The sequence below is a fragment of the Yokenella regensburgei ATCC 49455 genome, from assembly GCF_000735455.1.
GTDB classification, from domain to species: domain Bacteria; phylum Pseudomonadota; class Gammaproteobacteria; order Enterobacterales; family Enterobacteriaceae; genus Yokenella; species Yokenella regensburgei.
The window spans coordinates 113,572-130,358 of sequence record NZ_JMPS01000032.1; the positions used below are offsets into that span (position 1 = coordinate 113,572).

General features: G+C 54.8%; 16 protein-coding genes and 1 rRNA gene. 7 read left to right on the top strand and 10 right to left on the bottom strand.

Annotation, left to right across the window (positions count from 1 at the left end; all coding sequences use genetic code 11):
• Positions 1 to 14: 14 nt before the first annotated feature.
• The 5 genes from rseC to rseD are packed head-to-tail and all read right to left on the bottom strand — an operon-like array spanning position 15 to position 2,806.
• Positions 15 to 494: a SoxR-reducing system protein RseC gene (gene rseC, locus GYRE_RS10025; protein WP_006821218.1), complete on the bottom strand. Its 480-nt coding sequence runs from the start codon at positions 492 to 494 to the stop codon at positions 15 to 17.
• Positions 491 to 1,444, bottom strand: a complete 954-nt coding sequence (gene rseB / locus GYRE_RS10030) for a sigma-E factor regulatory protein RseB (protein ID WP_006821219.1) — start codon at positions 1,442 to 1,444, stop codon at positions 491 to 493. Before rseB ends, rseC begins: the two co-directional genes overlap by 4 nt.
• Complete coding sequence (gene rseA, locus GYRE_RS10035; protein WP_006821220.1) at positions 1,444 to 2,097, bottom strand: anti-sigma-E factor RseA; 654 nt, start codon at positions 2,095 to 2,097, stop codon at positions 1,444 to 1,446. Before rseA ends, rseB begins: the two co-directional genes overlap by 1 nt.
• Positions 2,098 to 2,129: 32 nt before the next feature.
• On the bottom strand, positions 2,130 to 2,705 hold the full coding sequence (gene rpoE / locus GYRE_RS10040) for an RNA polymerase sigma factor RpoE (protein ID WP_006176728.1): 576 nt from the start codon (positions 2,703 to 2,705) through the stop codon (positions 2,130 to 2,132).
• The gene (gene rseD, locus GYRE_RS25290; protein WP_134436970.1) at positions 2,702 to 2,806 is read right to left on the bottom strand and encodes a rpoE leader peptide RseD; all 105 of its coding nucleotides are present in this window, start codon (positions 2,804 to 2,806) and stop codon (positions 2,702 to 2,704) included. The genes rpoE and rseD overlap by 4 nt, the downstream gene beginning before the upstream one ends.
• A 323-nt stretch (positions 2,807 to 3,129) precedes the next feature.
• Between rseD and nadB the strand changes: the two genes are divergently transcribed.
• Entirely contained in the window at positions 3,130 to 4,749 is a 1,620-nt protein-coding gene (gene nadB, locus GYRE_RS10045; protein WP_038254985.1) for an L-aspartate oxidase, read from the top strand.
• Here nadB and trmN read toward each other — a convergent pair.
• Positions 4,734 to 5,471, bottom strand: a complete 738-nt coding sequence (gene trmN, locus GYRE_RS10050) for a tRNA(1)(Val) (adenine(37)-N(6))-methyltransferase TrmN (RefSeq protein ID WP_038254987.1) — start codon at positions 5,469 to 5,471, stop codon at positions 4,734 to 4,736. The two genes, nadB and trmN, sit on opposite strands and share 16 nt — an antisense overlap.
• A gap of 130 nt (positions 5,472 to 5,601) precedes the next feature.
• Between trmN and srmB the strand changes: the two genes are divergently transcribed.
• The gene (gene srmB, locus GYRE_RS10055) at positions 5,602 to 6,933 is read left to right on the top strand and encodes an ATP-dependent RNA helicase SrmB (RefSeq protein ID WP_006821223.1); all 1,332 of its coding nucleotides are present in this window, start codon (positions 5,602 to 5,604) and stop codon (positions 6,931 to 6,933) included.
• Positions 6,934 to 6,980: 47 nt separating this feature from the next.
• Here srmB and grcA read toward each other — a convergent pair whose 3' ends face one another.
• The gene (gene grcA, locus GYRE_RS10060) at positions 6,981 to 7,364 is read right to left on the bottom strand and encodes an autonomous glycyl radical cofactor GrcA (RefSeq protein ID WP_006821224.1); all 384 of its coding nucleotides are present in this window, start codon (positions 7,362 to 7,364) and stop codon (positions 6,981 to 6,983) included.
• A gap of 315 nt (positions 7,365 to 7,679) precedes the next feature.
• Here grcA and ung point away from each other — a divergent pair, with 315 nt between their 5' ends.
• Positions 7,680 to 8,369 (top strand): uracil-DNA glycosylase, encoded by a 690-nt coding sequence (ung, locus tag GYRE_RS10065; protein ID WP_038254989.1) that lies wholly within the window; start codon positions 7,680 to 7,682, stop codon positions 8,367 to 8,369.
• A gap of 32 nt (positions 8,370 to 8,401) precedes the next feature.
• Here ung and GYRE_RS10070 read toward each other — a convergent pair whose 3' ends face one another.
• The gene (locus GYRE_RS10070; protein WP_038254991.1) at positions 8,402 to 9,475 is read right to left on the bottom strand and encodes a tRNA/rRNA methyltransferase; all 1,074 of its coding nucleotides are present in this window, start codon (positions 9,473 to 9,475) and stop codon (positions 8,402 to 8,404) included.
• 207 nt (positions 9,476 to 9,682) lie between these two features.
• Between GYRE_RS10070 and trxC the strand changes: the two genes are divergently transcribed.
• The 4 genes from trxC to pssA all read left to right on the top strand — a co-directional run bounded on the left by trxC (position 9,683) and on the right by pssA (position 15,040).
• Positions 9,683 to 10,108, top strand: coding sequence for a thioredoxin TrxC (gene trxC, locus GYRE_RS10075; protein WP_038254993.1), 426 nt, complete (start codon positions 9,683 to 9,685; stop codon positions 10,106 to 10,108).
• A 70-nt stretch (positions 10,109 to 10,178) separates the two neighbouring features.
• On the top strand, positions 10,179 to 10,877 hold the full coding sequence (gene tapT / locus GYRE_RS10080; RefSeq protein ID WP_038254995.1) for a tRNA-uridine aminocarboxypropyltransferase: 699 nt from the start codon (positions 10,179 to 10,181) through the stop codon (positions 10,875 to 10,877).
• Between the two features lie 33 nt (positions 10,878 to 10,910).
• Entirely contained in the window at positions 10,911 to 13,574 is a 2,664-nt protein-coding gene (locus GYRE_RS10085) for a bifunctional acetate--CoA ligase family protein/GNAT family N-acetyltransferase (protein WP_038254997.1), read from the top strand.
• Positions 13,575 to 13,684: 110 nt separating this feature from the next.
• Positions 13,685 to 15,040 (top strand): CDP-diacylglycerol--serine O-phosphatidyltransferase, encoded by a 1,356-nt coding sequence (gene pssA / locus GYRE_RS10090; protein ID WP_006821232.1) that lies wholly within the window; start codon positions 13,685 to 13,687, stop codon positions 15,038 to 15,040.
• A 42-nt stretch (positions 15,041 to 15,082) separates the two neighbouring features.
• Here the strand turns inward: pssA and GYRE_RS10095 are convergent, their stop codons facing one another.
• Entirely contained in the window at positions 15,083 to 16,381 is a 1,299-nt protein-coding gene (locus GYRE_RS10095; RefSeq protein WP_006821233.1) for an MFS family transporter, read from the bottom strand.
• Positions 16,382 to 16,621: 240 nt separating this feature from the next.
• A 5S ribosomal RNA gene (rrf, locus tag GYRE_RS10100) occupies positions 16,622 to 16,737 on the bottom strand.
• Positions 16,738 to 16,787: the final 50 nt, after the last annotated feature.

Genomic DNA, 16,787 nt, shown 5'->3' on the forward strand with positions numbered 1-16,787 from the left:
TAAAGCCAGCGCAATCACTGGCCTGAATCTGCAGGTGAAGTATCTACACGGACGAGGTCTGGTGGCAATCCCACGCTTAAAATAATGGGCTGCCACGCCTCTCTGGCGGCAAGCTTAGGCGATAAACCTCGCGCCAGCAAGAAGCCACCAACGCCGCCGAGTACGGCGCCGGAAAGTGCGGCAAGGTCGCTCTGGAACAACATCTGGAAAATGCCAGCGACGAGGAACAACCCCACCAGCGGTGACATATACACCAGCAGCGCCGAGGTCAGCAGGCTGCCTTCGGCAATGCCCAGCTCCACTTTTTGCCCAACGACAAGCGGGGCTTCGCTCGGCACGGTAATCGTATGGCTGGTCTGCGGGCCGAGCTTATTCAATACCCGGCTGCCACAGCCTGCCCGCGATGCGCAGCTGCTGCAGGAGGCTTTCACGTCACAGCTTACCTGTGCGATCCCCCCCTGCCAGGAGACGACCGTAGCCCACTCTTTAATCATTGCGCAGCCTTGAATTTGATACTGTCGGCAATGCGTTTCGCCGTCGGCGGTGGAATTTCACCAACGATGGTGATCTCAGCATTATCACGCACGGACGTCGTCACCGTACGGCGACCCGTACGCAGCATTTGCTCACTGCTGGCAGGGGTAGCGCGACTGATATTCACGGAGAAGCTAAAGAGGCCATCAGAGTACAGGCGAGACTCAACCGGAATGTTCAGCGTCGGCAGCGTGCGGCGGCTACTGGAGACTTCACTAAAGCCCTGAGGCAACCAGGTTGTCGCCCAGTTGAAGTTGACTTTATCGCCTGCCGGTACCGAAAGCAGCGGCGGCAGGTTGGCCTTCGACAGGCTTTCCATCGTGTCGCTAACCGCAGCATTGACGTTAAACGCGATCACCCGGAACTGCTCGAGGGTTTCACCATCGCGGTCGAGAAGGTCGACGCGCATCGGCAGTTTGCTTTCGGAATCGAGCCAGACGATGTAGCTATAGCGGGTACCGTCTTTCGCCACAACGCGGATAACTTCACACAGCCGGTCGGCAATACGCGTTCGTCCGACGGAGATGAAGTCGTAGTAAGGCGCCAGACGTTTGAAATCGGTATAAACCAGCGACGGCAGCGAATCGACGATGTAATCGCCGTTCAGCGTGAAAGGCTCAAGCCCCGGCTCAAAGTAGCTGATTTCGTTCCCACGCTGCACTACTTCACGGCGGGGACCGTCCATCTGCAATAGCTGAGCAAGTGGCTGATTATTCAGACGAGCATGACGATAGCGCAGCGACTCAACGCCTTGCTTGCTGATGCTGACAAAAGACAGCTCGTAATTGAGTGACTGGCTGGCCTGGTTCATTTCCTGCAACAACGCCCCGGACGAGACATCTGCCGAGGCGTTGACGGAGAAGAACAGGCTACCAACCACAAGGGACATGGCACACCAAAGTTGCTTCATTACTGCGATTGCGTTCCTAGAGTTTGATATCCTGGCACCTGAACAGCCGCTTGCTGGGTTTGTGCCTGTTCAAACTGAAGCTGTTCGGAGTGCAAACGACGCTGCAATTCGTAGTCCTGCAGCATTGCATTAATGCGGCGACGCTGCTCCTGTACCTGCTGTTGCTGGCCAGTGCTGGCCGTCGTCGCTTCAGAAGGTACGCCCAGGCTGACCGGGCTGGCTTTGCCCATCATCGGTAATGTATTGAATACCGGTGCTTCAGGTTGCTGGGAAGATTCAGATTGGCCGTTATAGTGCTGCACACCGACGATGACTGCAAGCGATACGCAGGCAGCAACGCCCATTTGGGTGAGTGAGCTGGCCCACGGGCGCACTTTTTGCCAAAACGGCATTTTTTGCCACTGGTGTGGCGCAGGCTGCGCTTCAGGGATCAGCGGTGTAGACAGACGTGCCGGTTCGCTTTCAATGGCGGCCATTACGCGGGAGGAGATATCAAAATGGAGCACATCACCGGTGTCGCCTCTCAGCGAATCACGGATGAGATGATAACTTGCCCACGTTTCTTGCATCTCAGGAGAACGACTCAGCTCGTTGAGCAGCTCGTTATCCAGCAATTCACCATCCATTAAAGCGGAAAGTTTTTCTTTCTGCATGCCTAAATACCTTTTCCAGTATCCCGCTATCGTCAACGCCTGATTAGCGGTTGAACTTTATTATCAATAGCTTCTCGCGCCCGGAAGATACGCGAACGAACAGTACCCACCGGACAATCCATGATAGCGGCTATCTCTTCATAGCTCAGGCCATCCAGCTCCCGCAAGGTTATCGCCATGCGTAAATCTTCCGGAAGCGACTCAATGGTACGAAAAACGATTTGTCTCAGTTCTTCTGACAACATTAAGTTCTCAGGGTTCGAAATTTCTTTCAGCGCGCCGCCACTTTCGAAGTTTTCTGCATCAATAGCATCAACATCACTGGATGGCGGGCGTCGACCCTGAGCGACCAGGTAGTTCTTAGCGGTGTTCACCGCGATACGATACAACCAGGTATAAAAAGCACTATCTCCCCGGAAAGAATCCAGCGCACGATAGGCCTTAATAAAAGACTCTTGCACCACATCAGGCACATCGCCCGACGGTACATAGCGGGAAACCAGGCTCGCGACTTTATGCTGATAGCGAACTACCAGCAGATTAAACGCTTTCTGATCTCCCTTCTGGACCCGTTCAACAAGGACCTGATCCGTTAACTGCTCGCTCATCCGAGGTAATATCTCCCCAAATCAAATTCCCATGCGTAATCAGAATGCCATCCCATCACTGCATCATGAGCAAGCAACCGGTTAGAGTTTCTGATAATCATAAAGTTCCGTTACGCCTTAGTTTTTTTGTTAATAGTCCGCAGACCGCTCATTATCTCTCATTATAAGTCCACCAACCCTTAACATGCGTCAGATTGCGATGAAAACCCGCAATAAGCCAGCAGAGTAGCGTAAGACAGGCTTTATTTCATCATAAAAACTGAAGCTAACGATCTGCTTCGCAAAATATTTTCTTTATTTTACATACCTTCTATCACACCTACGCTGTTTAGCCCTTTTAACCTAACCAGGAAAAAAAGTGTGCTGATTCCGACAACATGGTGCTATGCTCGCCAAACCGTGTTTAGTAAATTAAACAACCATCATGAATACTACCCCTGATCATGCTTGTGATGTCCTTATCATTGGCAGCGGCGCTGCAGGATTATCGCTGGCACTGCGCCTTGCCGAACACAGCTCTGTCATTGTGCTGAGCAAAGGTCCCGTCAGTGAAGGCTCGACATTCTACGCCCAGGGCGGCATCGCCGCCGTGTTTGATGAAACTGACAGCATTGAATCACACGTTGATGACACCCTGGTGGCGGGAGCTGGCCTTTGCGATCGCCATGCCGTCTCGTTTGTCGCCAGCAATGCTAAACCCTGCGTGCAGTGGCTTATTGACCAGGGGGTGGCCTTTGATACCCACGTTCAGGCGAACGGAGAGCCGGGTTATCATTTGACCCGCGAGGGAGGCCATAGCCATCGGCGCATTCTTCACGCCGCCGACGCCACCGGCAAAGCGGTGGAAACCACCCTCGTCAGCAAAGCGCTGGCACACCCGAATATCCGCATTCTTGAAAGGCATAACGCCGTTGACCTGATTGTCTCCGATAAAATCGGCCTGCCGGGACATCGACGCGTCGTGGGCGCGTGGATCTGGAACCGCAATGCCGAGAAAGTCGAAACCTGTCAGGCGCGATCCGTTGCGCTGGCAACCGGTGGCGCATCGAAGGTATATCAGTACACCACGAATCCGGATATCTCTTCCGGTGATGGCATCGCGATGGCGTGGCGCGCCGGGTGTCGGGTTGCTAACCTCGAATTTAATCAGTTCCATCCAACAGCGCTCTATCACCCACAGGCGCGAAATTTCCTGCTCACCGAAGCACTGCGTGGTGAAGGTGCTGTGCTGAAACGTCCTGATGGCACCCGCTTTATGCCAGACTTCGACGAGCGCGGCGAGCTGGCACCGCGCGATATTGTCGCCAGAGCTATCGACCATGAGATGAAGCGCCTCGGCGCTGACTGTATGTATCTGGATATCAGCCACCAGCCAGGGGAGTTCATCCGTCATCATTTCCCGATGATTTACGACAAGCTGCTGGGGCTGGGTATCGACATCACCAAGGAACCTATGCCGATTGTTCCCGCGGCACATTACACCTGCGGCGGTGTGATGGTTGATGATGCCGGACGAACCGACGTCGACGGGCTGTATGCCATTGGCGAGGTGAGCTACACCGGTCTGCACGGGGCAAACCGAATGGCGTCAAACTCACTGCTTGAGTGCCTGGTTTATGGCTGGTCCGCCGCGGAAGACATCAAACAACGTTTGTCTGATATCCGCGCGGAAAATGCCCTGCCCGACTGGGATGAAAGCCGGGTGGAGAATCCGGACGAACTGGTGGTGATTCAGCACAACTGGCACGAGCTGAGGCTGTTCATGTGGGATTACGTCGGTATTGTGCGTACCACAAAACGTCTGGAGCGCGCGCTGCGCCGCATTACGCTTTTGCAGCAGGAGCTGGATGAGTACTACGCGCGTTTTCGCGTGTCGAACAACTTGCTGGAGCTGAGAAATCTGGTGCAGGTTGCCGAGCTTATTGTCCGCTGCGCGATGATGCGCAAAGAGAGCCGAGGGCTGCACTTTACCCTCGATCACCCGCAGCAGTTAGCGGACTCCGGGCCGTCAGTACTGGCACCGCCAAACTACATAAACAGATAAAATGCCTGGGTCAGTGCGGTATACCCTTCGGAGTACTGCTGCTCTGGCCCACGGATAACCAGCCGGTCGGTGAACACCTCACCGGCCTGTGGTGAGAACGCCAGCAGCACCCGATGCGGAAGTTTTAATTCAGTTTCCGCAACGTCGGTGCGCAGACGCAAATTCCAGCCCAGTGACTCAGCTTTTTGGGTAAACTCCGCACCAATCGCCTCCGGCAGTACCACGCAGAAGAAGCCCTCCTCGGTGATGGCATCCGCTGCACAGTTTAGCAACGTGGTGTGATCGAGCGTGGTGGTGTACCGAGCCTGCTCGCGCTCTGGCGTGGCGCACTCTACGCCCTGTTCATAGTACGGCGGGTTGCTGACGATAAGGTCATAACGGCTATTTTGTTCAGTGATCCAGCGCTGAATCGTGGCATGATGGACGTTGATGCGTGAAGCCCACGGAGATTCAGCGATATTTTCCACCGCCTGCATCACCGCGCTGTCGTCCAGCTCTACGGCATCAAGCGTGACGCTGGCATCAGTACGCTGCGCCAGCATCAGTGCCAGCAGCCCGCTGCCGGTACCGATATCGAGGATCCGTTTAACCCGGGCGATGGGTGCCCATGCGCCGAGCAGAATACCGTCGGTCCCGACCTTCATGGCGCAGCGGTCGTGAGCAACGAAAAATTGTTTGAAGGTAAATCCATTACGACGCAGCGTGGATTTAGACTGGGACATATCAGGCACCTGGCGGGTAAATCAGTATTAGCTTAGGGTTATGCACAATACCTGAGAACCGATAGCCACACAAACAGATGAACATTACAGCCGTAACGTCTATAATCAGCGCCCCACACAGAGGTAGATCATGACTGTAACGACTTTTTCCGAACTCGAACTCGACGAAAGCCTTCTGGATGTCCTCCAGAATAAAGGTTTCACTCGCCCGACCGCCATTCAGGCTGCCGCTATACCGCCTGCGCTCGATGGCCGTGATGTCCTCGGTTCTGCGCCGACCGGTACCGGTAAAACAGCGGCATTTTTGCTGCCCGCGTTGCAACACCTGCTCGACTTTCCGCGTAAAAAATCCGGGCCGCCGCGCATTCTGATCCTGACGCCGACCCGCGAGCTGGCGATGCAGGTTGCTGACCATGCGCGTGAATTAGCCGCCAATACGCATCTTGATATCGCCACCATTACCGGCGGCGTCGCGTTTATGAACCACGCGGAAGTGTTCAGCGAAAACCAGGATATCGTTGTCGCCACCACCGGGCGCCTTATCCAGTACATCAAAGAAGAAAACTTCGACTGCCGCGCGGTTGAGACGCTCATCCTTGATGAAGCAGACCGTATGCTGGACATGGGCTTTGCTCAGGATATCGAATATATCGCCGCAGAAACCCGCTGGCGCAAGCAGACCCTGCTGTTCTCCGCCACGCTTGAAGGCGACGCTATCAAAGATTTTGCCGAGCGTCTGCTGGAGGATCCGGTCGAAGTTTCCGCAACGCCGTCTACCCGCGAGCGCAAGAAAATTCACCAGTGGTACTATCGTGCCGACAACGTTGAACACAAAACCGCGCTGCTGGTTCACCTGCTGAAACAGCCGGAAGCAACCCGCTCTATCGTCTTCGTGCGTAAACGCGAGCGCGTGCATGAGCTGGCGACCTGGCTGCGTGAAGCGGGGATCAACAACTGCTATCTCGAAGGAGAGATGGTGCAGGCAAAGCGTAACGAAGCGATTAAGCGTCTGACCGATGGACGAGTGAACGTGCTGGTTGCCACCGACGTTGCCGCCCGCGGCATCGACATCGCCGACGTCAGCCATGTCTTTAACTTTGATATGCCGCGCACCGGCGATACCTATCTGCACCGTATTGGCCGTACCGGCCGAGCGGGTCGCAAAGGTACCGCTATCTCGCTGGTAGAAGCGCACGATCACCTGCTGCTGGGTAAAATCGGCCGCTACGTCGAAGAGCCGCTGAAGTCCCGCGTTATCGATGAGCTGCGTCCGACCACCCGCGTGCCGAGCGAAAAACTGCAGGGCAAGCCGTCGAAGAAAGTGCTCGCCAAGCGCGAAGAGAAGAAAAAAGAGAGCAAAGAGAAGCCGCGCGTGAAGCAGCGCCATCGTGATACCAGGAATATTGGTAAACGTCGTAAGCCGAGCGGTAGCGGCACCCCAACGCCGACAACTGAGGAATAAAAAAACGCCGGGATTTCCCGGCGTTTTTCATTCCGTCACCTGAAAAACTACAGGCTTTCGGTGAAGGTACGAGCGATAACGTCGCGCTGCTGTTCCGGAGTCAGTGAGTTGAAACGCACTGCGTAGCCAGAAACACGGATGGTCAGCTGCGGATATTTTTCCGGGTGCTTAACGGCATCTTCCAGAGTTTCACGGCGCAGAACGTTCACGTTCAGGTGCTGACCACCTTCCACGCGCACTTCCGGCTGTACGTTTACTGGAATTTCGCGATATTCGATTTGACCCAGTTTGCTGAGTTCAACCACCTGGTCTTCCGCGAAACCCGCTTTTGCCACCAGGCAACGCGCTTCACCTTTCTCGCTGTCCAGCAGCCAGAATGAATTCAGGAGATCGTCGTTTGCTGCTTTAGTAATTTGGATACCGGTAATCATTTAATGCCTCCCTTGGGCTCAACATATTCGTTCTATTGGCCTGCGCGGCCAATTGGTAAAACCATTATTGCTTGAGTGTATGTATAACAGTCGATTAGCCTGCATTCATTGATTTAAATCAATAAAAACCACACCACAAAAAAGGTCATAAGCGGAAATAGTTGTTTTACATCAAGTTACGCCATCCCGGTCACACAAATATTTTCATAAGTTTTCAAATTTTTTTAAGCTAATCATGATGTTTTGCTGGTGCGGATTTTGTTATGCCGAAAGAAGCAGTTAAGCTATCGCCATTCCCCCTTTCAGGAGCGCGTGATGACGACCTCTTTAACCTGGCACGATGTCCTTGCTGACGAAAAACAGCAGCCCTATTTTGTAAACACCCTGCAGACGGTTGCGAACGAGCGCCAGTCCGGGATGACCATTTACCCGCCGCAGAAAGATGTGTTTAACGCGTTTCGTTATACGGAACTGGGTGAGGTAAAAGTCGTTATCCTGGGTCAGGATCCTTATCACGGCCCAAACCAGGCGCACGGGCTGGCGTTTTCCGTACAGCCAGGTGTCGCTACCCCACCCTCTTTGCTCAATATGTATAAAGAGCTTGAGGCGACGATCCCCGGCTTTACCCGACCAAACCACGGTTATCTGGAAAGCTGGGCGCGCCAGGGCGTGCTGCTACTGAACACCGTGTTGACCGTACGTGCCGGACAGGCGCATTCCCATGCCTCTCTGGGCTGGGAGACGTTTACCGATAAAGTGATTAGCCTGATTAACGAGCATCGCGAAGGCGTGGTGTTCCTGCTGTGGGGTTCACACGCGCAGAAGAAAGGGGCCATTATCGACCAGCAGCGTCACCACGTGCTGAAAGCGCCACACCCGTCACCGCTCTCGGCGCACCGCGGTTTCTTCGGTTCAAACCATTTTGTTCTGGCGAATGAGTGGCTGTCGCAGCGGGGTGAAATGCCAATTGACTGGATGCCGGTGCTACCGGCAAACGAAGGGTAAAAAAAAGCCAGCGTTATCGCTGGCTTTTCTTATCAGGCTTTGTTCTGACGCCACCACTCACCGAGCAGTACGCCGGTGGCGACGGAGACGTTCAGACTCTCGACGTTGCCGGTGCCCTCGATGGAGACACTCAGATCAGCACTGGAGATTGCCGCCTCGGACAGGCCATCACGTTCCTGACCCAGTACCAGCACCATTTTCTTCGGCAGGGTCGCCTGATACAGCGGCGTGCCTTTGTGGCTGGAAGTAGAAACGATGGTGTAGCCCGCGTTGCGGAATTCACTCAGTGTATCGATAAAGCTGTCGCCCGTGATCGGCTCAACGTGCTCTGCGCCACCTTCTGCAGTACGAATAGCCGCACCGGATTCCAGCAGGGCGGCATCCTGAACCACGACACCTTTCACGCCAAAGTGCGCGCAGCTGCGCATCATCGCGCCAAGGTTGTGCGGGTTGCCTACGTCTTCCAGCGCCAGTACGCAGTCTTCTTCGCCCGCTTTGCTGACCCACTGCTGTACGGTGGTACCGTTACGTTTTTTGATTAAGAAACACACGCCGCCGTGGTGCTCAGTGCCGGAGGCTTTCGCCAGCTCGGCATCATCAACCACGTGATATGCTTTACGGTTTGCCGCCATCCAACGTAGTGCTTCTTTGAAGCGCGGCGTTACGCTCTGGATAAACCAGGCACGTACGATAGAATCCGGGCGGCTCAGGAACAGGGCCTGACAGGCGTTTTCGCCATATACACGAGTTTCTTCAGCGCGCTGACGACGCAGCACTTCTGGATCGATAAAACTCTTGCCGCTGATCCCGCCGTGATCCGGTTTTGCCGGAGCATCATCACCCGGTGCTCGGGAAACGGTACGCCACGGAGAGGCATCACCGCCGCGTTCACCACGGTCGTTGTTACGTTCGCGGCTACGCTCGCGAGCAGGCTGTGCGGGTTTCCCCTCACGATTAGGACGACGACCGCCTTCAGTACGGGATGTGCCAGCACGGCCGCCACCTTTACCGGTACGCGGATTTTGCGTGCGTTTATCCGAGTCATCATCACTGCGGACATACATCACTTTGACCTTGCCGCTTTTATTCTTCAGTTCGTCGCTCATCTTTATTCTCCTACCTGCGCTGCGCGAAGCGCGAAGATTACCCGATGTATCCTCACTTCGCCATTAATTCATACAAAAGACCCTGACTATTGTACTCATCGAATAAACCACATTGTTCATTGGGCGTCAGTCGTTGATAATATGTAACATTACAGAAACATCCTGGCAGCAATGCCAGTTCGTCTCCCAATAAGCCAGAGGTTAGCTATGAATACCGTTTGTGCCAGCTGTCAGGCGCTCAATCGCATCCCGGACGATCGCATTAACGATACCGCGAAGTGTGGACGCTGTGGTCACGAGCTGTTTGACGGCGACGTGATTAATGCCACCGGCGCAACCCTTGATAAGCTGCTGAAAGACGACCTGCCCGTCGTGGTCGATTTCTGGGCACCATGGTGTGGTCCGTGCCGCAGCTTTGCGCCTATTTTTGAAGACGTTGCCGAAGAGCGCAGCGGCAAAATCCGCTTCGTGAAGGTCAATACCGAGGCCGAGCCGGAGCTGAGCGCCCGTTTCCGCATTCGCAGCATCCCGACCATTATGGTCTTCAAAAACGGCGAAGTCCTCGACACGTTGAACGGCGCCGTACCAAAAGGGCCATTCGACGAATGGCTGAACGAAGCCACTCAGGCATAATCCTCTCGGGGCACAACTTGTGCCCCGTTTTAACCTCTGCGACAATAGCGTTTTTCCTGCCAGAATTCCCATGATAGATAACGCTGTTCTCCGGTTACGTGCTGAACGTCTTGCACGAGCAACCCGCCCTTTCCTTGCCCGTGGCAACCGCATTCGCCGCTGCCAGCGCTGTCTGCTGCCGCTAAAACAATGCCTGTGTGAAACCATCTCACCGCAGCCTGCCCGCAGCCGTTTTTGCCTGGTGATGTTCGATACTGAACCGATGAAGCCCAGCAATACTGGCCGTCTGATTGCGGACATTCTGCCAGATACCGAAGCCTTCCAGTGGTCGCGCACCGAGCCACCCGCAGCGCTGCTGGAACTTATCCGCCATCCGGATTATCAGCCAATGGTGGTGTTCCCGGCCTCTTATGCCGACGCAGGGCGCAGCGTCATCGCAGCACCCCCTTCAGGCAAACCGCCGCTGTTTATTATGCTCGACGGTACCTGGACCGAAGCGCGAAAGATGTTCCGCAAGAGTCCGTATCTGGATAATTTGCCGATTATCTCGGTTGATTTGTCGCGGGTCACGGCTTATCACCTGCGTGAAGCCCATGCGGATGGCCAGTACTGCACGGCAGAAGTCGCCGTGGCGTTGCTGTCGCTGGCGGAAGACACCGAAGCCGCCTCATCCCTCAGCGACCACTTTACGCGTTTTCGTACCCGTTATCTGGCAGGAAAAACGCAGCATAAGGGAAGCATCACAGCAGAAGTGGAAGAAAGCGTTTAGAATCATTCGGTCACTACGCAAAGGAAGACCGGTATGAGCCAACGTGGGCTGGAAGCGCTACTTCGACCTAAGTCTATCGCCGTGATTGGCGCCTCAATGAAACCCCAGCGAGCGGGGTATCTGATGATGCGCAACCTGCTCTCGGGTGGCTTTAGCGGCCCGGTGCTCCCGGTTACACCGAACTGGAAAGCCGTTCACGGAGTACTGGCCTGGCCCGATATTCGAAGCCTGCCGTTCACCCCCGACCTGGCGGTACTTTGTACTCATGCGAAGCGTAACCTTGAGCTACTGGAAGCGCTGGGCGAAAAAGGCTGTAAGACCTGCATTATTCTCTCTTCCCCACCGGAACAGTTTGCTGAATTGAAGGCCTGCGCTCGTCGCTTTCAGATGCGGCTTCTGGGGCCAAACAGTTTAGGACTACTGGCCCCCTGGCAGGGTCTTAACGCCAGTTTCTCCCCAGTACCAATCCGCCGTGGCAAGCTGGCGTTCATCTCTCAGTCTGCCGCCGTTTCCAACACCATTCTCGACTGGGCACAGCAGCGCGAAATGGGCTTCTCCTGGTTTATCGCCCTCGGTGACAGCCTGGACATAGACGTTGACGACCTGCTTGATTTCCTTGCCCGCGACAGTAAAACCAGCGCCATTTTGCTGTATCTGGAGCATCTGAGCGATGCTCGCCGCTTTGTCTCTGCCGCGCGAAGCGCCTCACGCAATAAACCGATTCTGGTTATCAAGAGCGGCCGCAGCCCGGAAGCACAGCGGTTGCTGCACGTGAATTCCGGAATGGATCCCGCCTGGGATGCCGCTATCCAGCGCGCCGGTTTGCTGCGCGTACAGAACACTCACGAGCTTTTCTCCGCCGTCGAAACCCTGAGCCATATGCGCCCGCTGCGCGGTGACAAGCTGATGATAGTCAGCAACGGCGCGGCACCTGCCGCCCTGGCGCTGGACGAGCTGTGGTCACGCAACGGCAAGCTTGCCACGCTCAGCGATGAAACTCGCGATCGCCTGCGTAAAGCGTTGCCCGAGAGCGTAGAGGCAGCCAATCCACTGGATCTGCGCGATGATGCCAGTAGTGAGCACTACCGCACTACGCTCAACATTTTGCTCGACAGCCAGGACTACGACGCGCTGCTGGTCATTCACTCACCCAGCGCCGTCGCGCCGGGTACAGAAAGTGCACTCGCACTAATTGAGGTACTGAAAAACCATCCACGTGGTAAATACGTTACGGTGTTGACCAACTGGTGCGGAGAGTTCTCCTCACAGGAAGCTCGTCGTTTGTTCAGCGACGCGGGGATCCCTACTTATCGTACACCGGAAGGGACCATCACCGCGTTCATGCACATGGTGGAATACCGGCGTAACCAGAAACAGCTGCGTGAAACGCCAACGCTGCCGCTGAACCTGAAGGCTAACACCGCGGAAGCACACAAACTGATCCAGCGGGCGCTGGCCGATGGCGCCTCATCCCTGGATACCCATGAGGTCCAGCCGGTGCTGAAAGCCTATGGGCTCAGCACTCTTCCCACCTGGATCGCAACCGACAGCGCCGAAGCCGTTCATATTGCCGAACAGATTGGTTACCCGGTGGCGGTCAAGCTGCGCTCGCCGGATATTCCGCATAAATCGGAAGTTCAGGGGGTCATGCTGTATCTGCGAACCGCCACAGAGGTGCAGCAGGCGGCGGACGCCATCATCGACCGAGTGAAACTCACCTGGCCGCAGGCGCGCATTCATGGTCTGCTGGTGCAAAGCATGGCCAACCGTGCCGGTGCCCAGGAGCTACGGGTCGTCGTGGAACAGGATCCGGTCTTCGGCCCACTGATCATGCTGGGAGAAGGGGGCGTCGAGTGGCGCGCGCGCGATCAGGCTGCCGTGGCGCTGCCGCCGCTTAACATGAACCTGGCGCGTTATCTGGTGATCCAGGCAATTAAAGGCAAAAAGATCCGTGGCCGCAGCGCGTTACGCACGCTGGATATCCCAGGACTCAGCCAGTTCCTGGTGCAGGTGTCGAACCTGATTGTCGATTGCCCGGAGATCCAGCGGCTGGACATCCACCCGCTTCTCGCCTCCGGTAACGAGTTCACCGCACTTGATGTAACGCTGGAGATAGCCCCCTTCACCGGGGATGCTGAGAGCCGGCTGGCGGTTCGTCCTTATCCGCAACAGCTGGAAGAGTGGATAACCCTGAAGGACAAAGATCGCTGCCTGTTCCGCCCGATTTTGCCGGAAGATGAACCCGCCCTGCAGCGCTTTATCTCTCAGGTCACTAAAGAAGATCTCTATTATCGTTACTTCAGTGAGATCAACGAATTTACCCACGACGACTTAGCCAATATGACCCAGATCGACTACGATCGAGAAATGGCCTTTGTCGCCGTCAGACAATCTGGAGAGATAACCGAGATCCTCGGCGTATCGCGTGCGATTTCCGATCCGGATAATATTGACGCCGAGTTTGCCGTGCTGGTGCGCTCAGACCTCAAAGGGCTGGGGCTCGGCCGACAGCTACTGGAAAAACTCATTGCCTATACACGTGAGCACGGTTTACAGCGCCTGAACGGTATTACCATGCCGAACAATCAGGGAATGATTGCGCTAGCGCGCAAGCTGGGTTTTCACGTCGATATCCAGCTGGAAGACGGGATTGTCGGCTTGTCGCTCAGGCTGACTTCTGATGAGAATCGTGAGTAAGCTGCTGGAAATGTTGACCACTTTCGCGGGTAGTGGTGGTATTATTACCCGCTTCTGTCGTCTGCATAGTACAGAAGACCCCTCAATAAACAGAGAAGAAACGCACTGTGATGTTGTCAAAATTTAAGCGTAATAAACATCAACAACACCTTGCTCAACTACCTAAGCTCTCTCAGTCAGTTGATGATGTCGAGTTCTTTTATGCTCCTGCGGATTTTCGGGAAGCATTGTTGGCGAAAATCGCCAGCGCCACTCGCCGTATTTGCATCGTTGCCCTTTATCTTGAGCAGGACGATGGCGGGAAAGGTATTTTGCAAGCCCTCTACGACGCGAAACGTCAGCGTCCTGAATTAGATGTCCGCGTGCTGGTTGACTGGCACCGTGCGCAGCGTGGCCGTATCGGAGCCGCCGCTGCGAACACCAACGCCGACTGGTACTATCGCATGGCCCAGGAAAATCCGGGCGTGGATGTGCCGGTATACGGCGTTCCGGTGAATACCCGTGAAGCGTTGGGTGTACTGCACTTTAAAGGATTCATCATCGATGACAGCGTGATGTACAGCGGCGCCAGTCTCAATGACGTCTACCTGCATCAGCACGACAAATACCGTTACGACCGTTACCACTGCATCCGTAATCCGCAGTTGGCTAACATCATGTTCGAGTGGGCAGACCGTAACCTGGTTGCCGGGCGCGGTGTGAATCGCCTCGACGTAGCCGAACGCGCCAAAAGCCCGGATATTAAGAACGATATACGCCTTTATCGCCAGGATCTGCGCGATTCCGGTTATGTGTTCCATGGCGATGCGGATAACGACCAGCTTTCTGTCACCCCGTTGGTGGGGCTTGGCAAATCGAGCGTGCTCAATAAAACCATTTTCCATTTGATGCCGTGCGCTGAACATAAGCTGACCATCTGCACGCCGTACTTCAACCTGCCTGCCGTCCTGGTGCGTAATATCATTTCGCTGCTGCGCGATGGCAAAAAGGTGGAGATCATCGTCGGGGATAAGACGGCGAACGACTTCTATATCCCGGAAAATGAGCCTTTCAAAATCATCGGTGCGTTGCCGTATCTGTATGAGATCAACCTGCGCCGTTTCCTGAGCCGCCTGCAGTATTACGTCAATACCGATCAACTGGTTGTGCGCTTATGGAAAGATGATGACAACACCTACCATCTGAAAGGGATGTGGGTGGATAACGAGTGGATGCTGCTCACCGGGAACAACCTGAACCCGCGAGCATGGCGCCTTGACCTGGAAAACGCCATTCTTATCCACGATCCTAAGCATAAGCTTGCGAGTGTGCGTCAGCACGAGCTGGAACTGATCCGCAAACATACCACCGTCGTGAACCACTATCGGGATCTGCAAAGCATTGCCGATTACCCGGTGAAGGTGCGGAAACTTATCCGCCGACTACGCCGTATTCGTATTGATAAACTTATCAGCCGAATTCTGTAATGAAAAAAGCCCCGAACTTCGGGGCTTTTTTACAGGAAACACCTACAGGCGCAGACCTTTCCCCTTGGGATGTAGCAGCAGGGATACCACAAACGCCAGTGCGCCCATCAGCGTGACATACCAGAAGAACGCCGACTCAAAACCTACCGATTTCAGCGACAGCGCCACATATTCCGCCGAACCACCAAACAGAGCGTTAGCCACGGCATAAGATAAGCCTACTCCCAACGCCCTGACCTGCGCCGGGAACATCTCGGCTTTCAGAATACCGCTGATGGAGGTATAGAAGCTGACAATAATCAGCGCACACATCACCAGTACGAAGGCAAGATACGGAGAAGTTACGTTCTGCAATGCCGACAGCAGCGGTACCGTAAAGAGCGTTGCCAGTCCACCGAAGATCAACATTGAGGTACGGCGACCAATTTTATCCGAGAGCGCACCAATTAAAGGCTGGATAAGCATGAAGACAAACAGCGCTGCGGTCATCAGGAGGCTTGCGGTATTGGCATGCATACCCGCCGTATTCACCAGATACTTCTGCATATAGGTGGTGAAGGTGTAAAACGTCAGCGAACCGCCGGCGGTAAAGCCCAGCACCATTAAAAAAGCCTTCCGGTTACGCCACAGCCCCTTAAAGGATCCTGCTTCTTTCAGGGTTCGCGTCTCTTTTTGCGAAGTTTCATCAAGCTGACGACGTAGCCACAGTGCCACCACGGCGAGAACCGCACCCAGCGCGAACGGGATCCGCCAGCCCCAGGCTCGCAGTTCCTCATTACTCAGCACCTGTTGCAGTACGACCACCACGAGTAGCGCAAGAAGCTGCCCCCCAATAAGCGTCACGTACTGGAATGACGCGTAAAACCCTTTACGTCCCTCTACTGCAACTTCACTCATGTAGGTTGCACTGGTGCCGTATTCACCGCCCACAGACAGGCCCTGGAATAAGCGGGCCAGTAACAGCAGTGCCGGAGCCCAGGTCCCAATCGTGTCATAACCCGGAAGACAGGCAATAACCAGTGACCCGAAGCACATCATACAAACGGAGATAAGCATCGAGGTTTTACGGCCCCGGCGATCGGCAATACGACCAAAGATCCAGCCGCCAATGGGTCGCATCAGGAAGCCTGCTGCGAATACGCCTGCGGTTTGCAGCAACTGGGTGGTGGTATTACCTGCCGGGAAGAAAATGTGGGCAAAGTAGAGAGAACAAAACGAATAAACGTAGAAATCAAACCACTCTACCAGGTTGCCTGAAGAGGCGCCGACAATAGCCCATACACGCCGTTTTGTATCGCTGGCCGTTCCTGAGTCACGCGCAGTTACGCTCGTTTCGGTCATTGTAGTAGTACTCCTGCATAGAGTGATAGCTCGTCCGTCGGGCGTGACACGTCACAAAGACAATACGATTAGCAAACAATTATGTTACATAATTGTTACTTTTCAATATGGGATTCAGATCACGTATTTGGTTAGCAAGATCATGATCCTGAGCGATATGCAGGTGATAAAAAAGAGGTTTTCGAAGGGACAAAAACGCAAAAAGGCCATCCTTCCGGATGGCCTCTTCACGCAATTGATGCCTGGCAGTGTCCTACTCTCACATGGGGAGACCCCACACTACCATCGGCGCTACGGCGTTTCACTTCTGAGTTCGGCATGGGGTCAGGTGGGACCACCGCGCTAAAGCCGCCAGGCAAATTCTGTTATCTGTATCAGGCTGAAAATCGTTCGTCTTCTCTTCGCC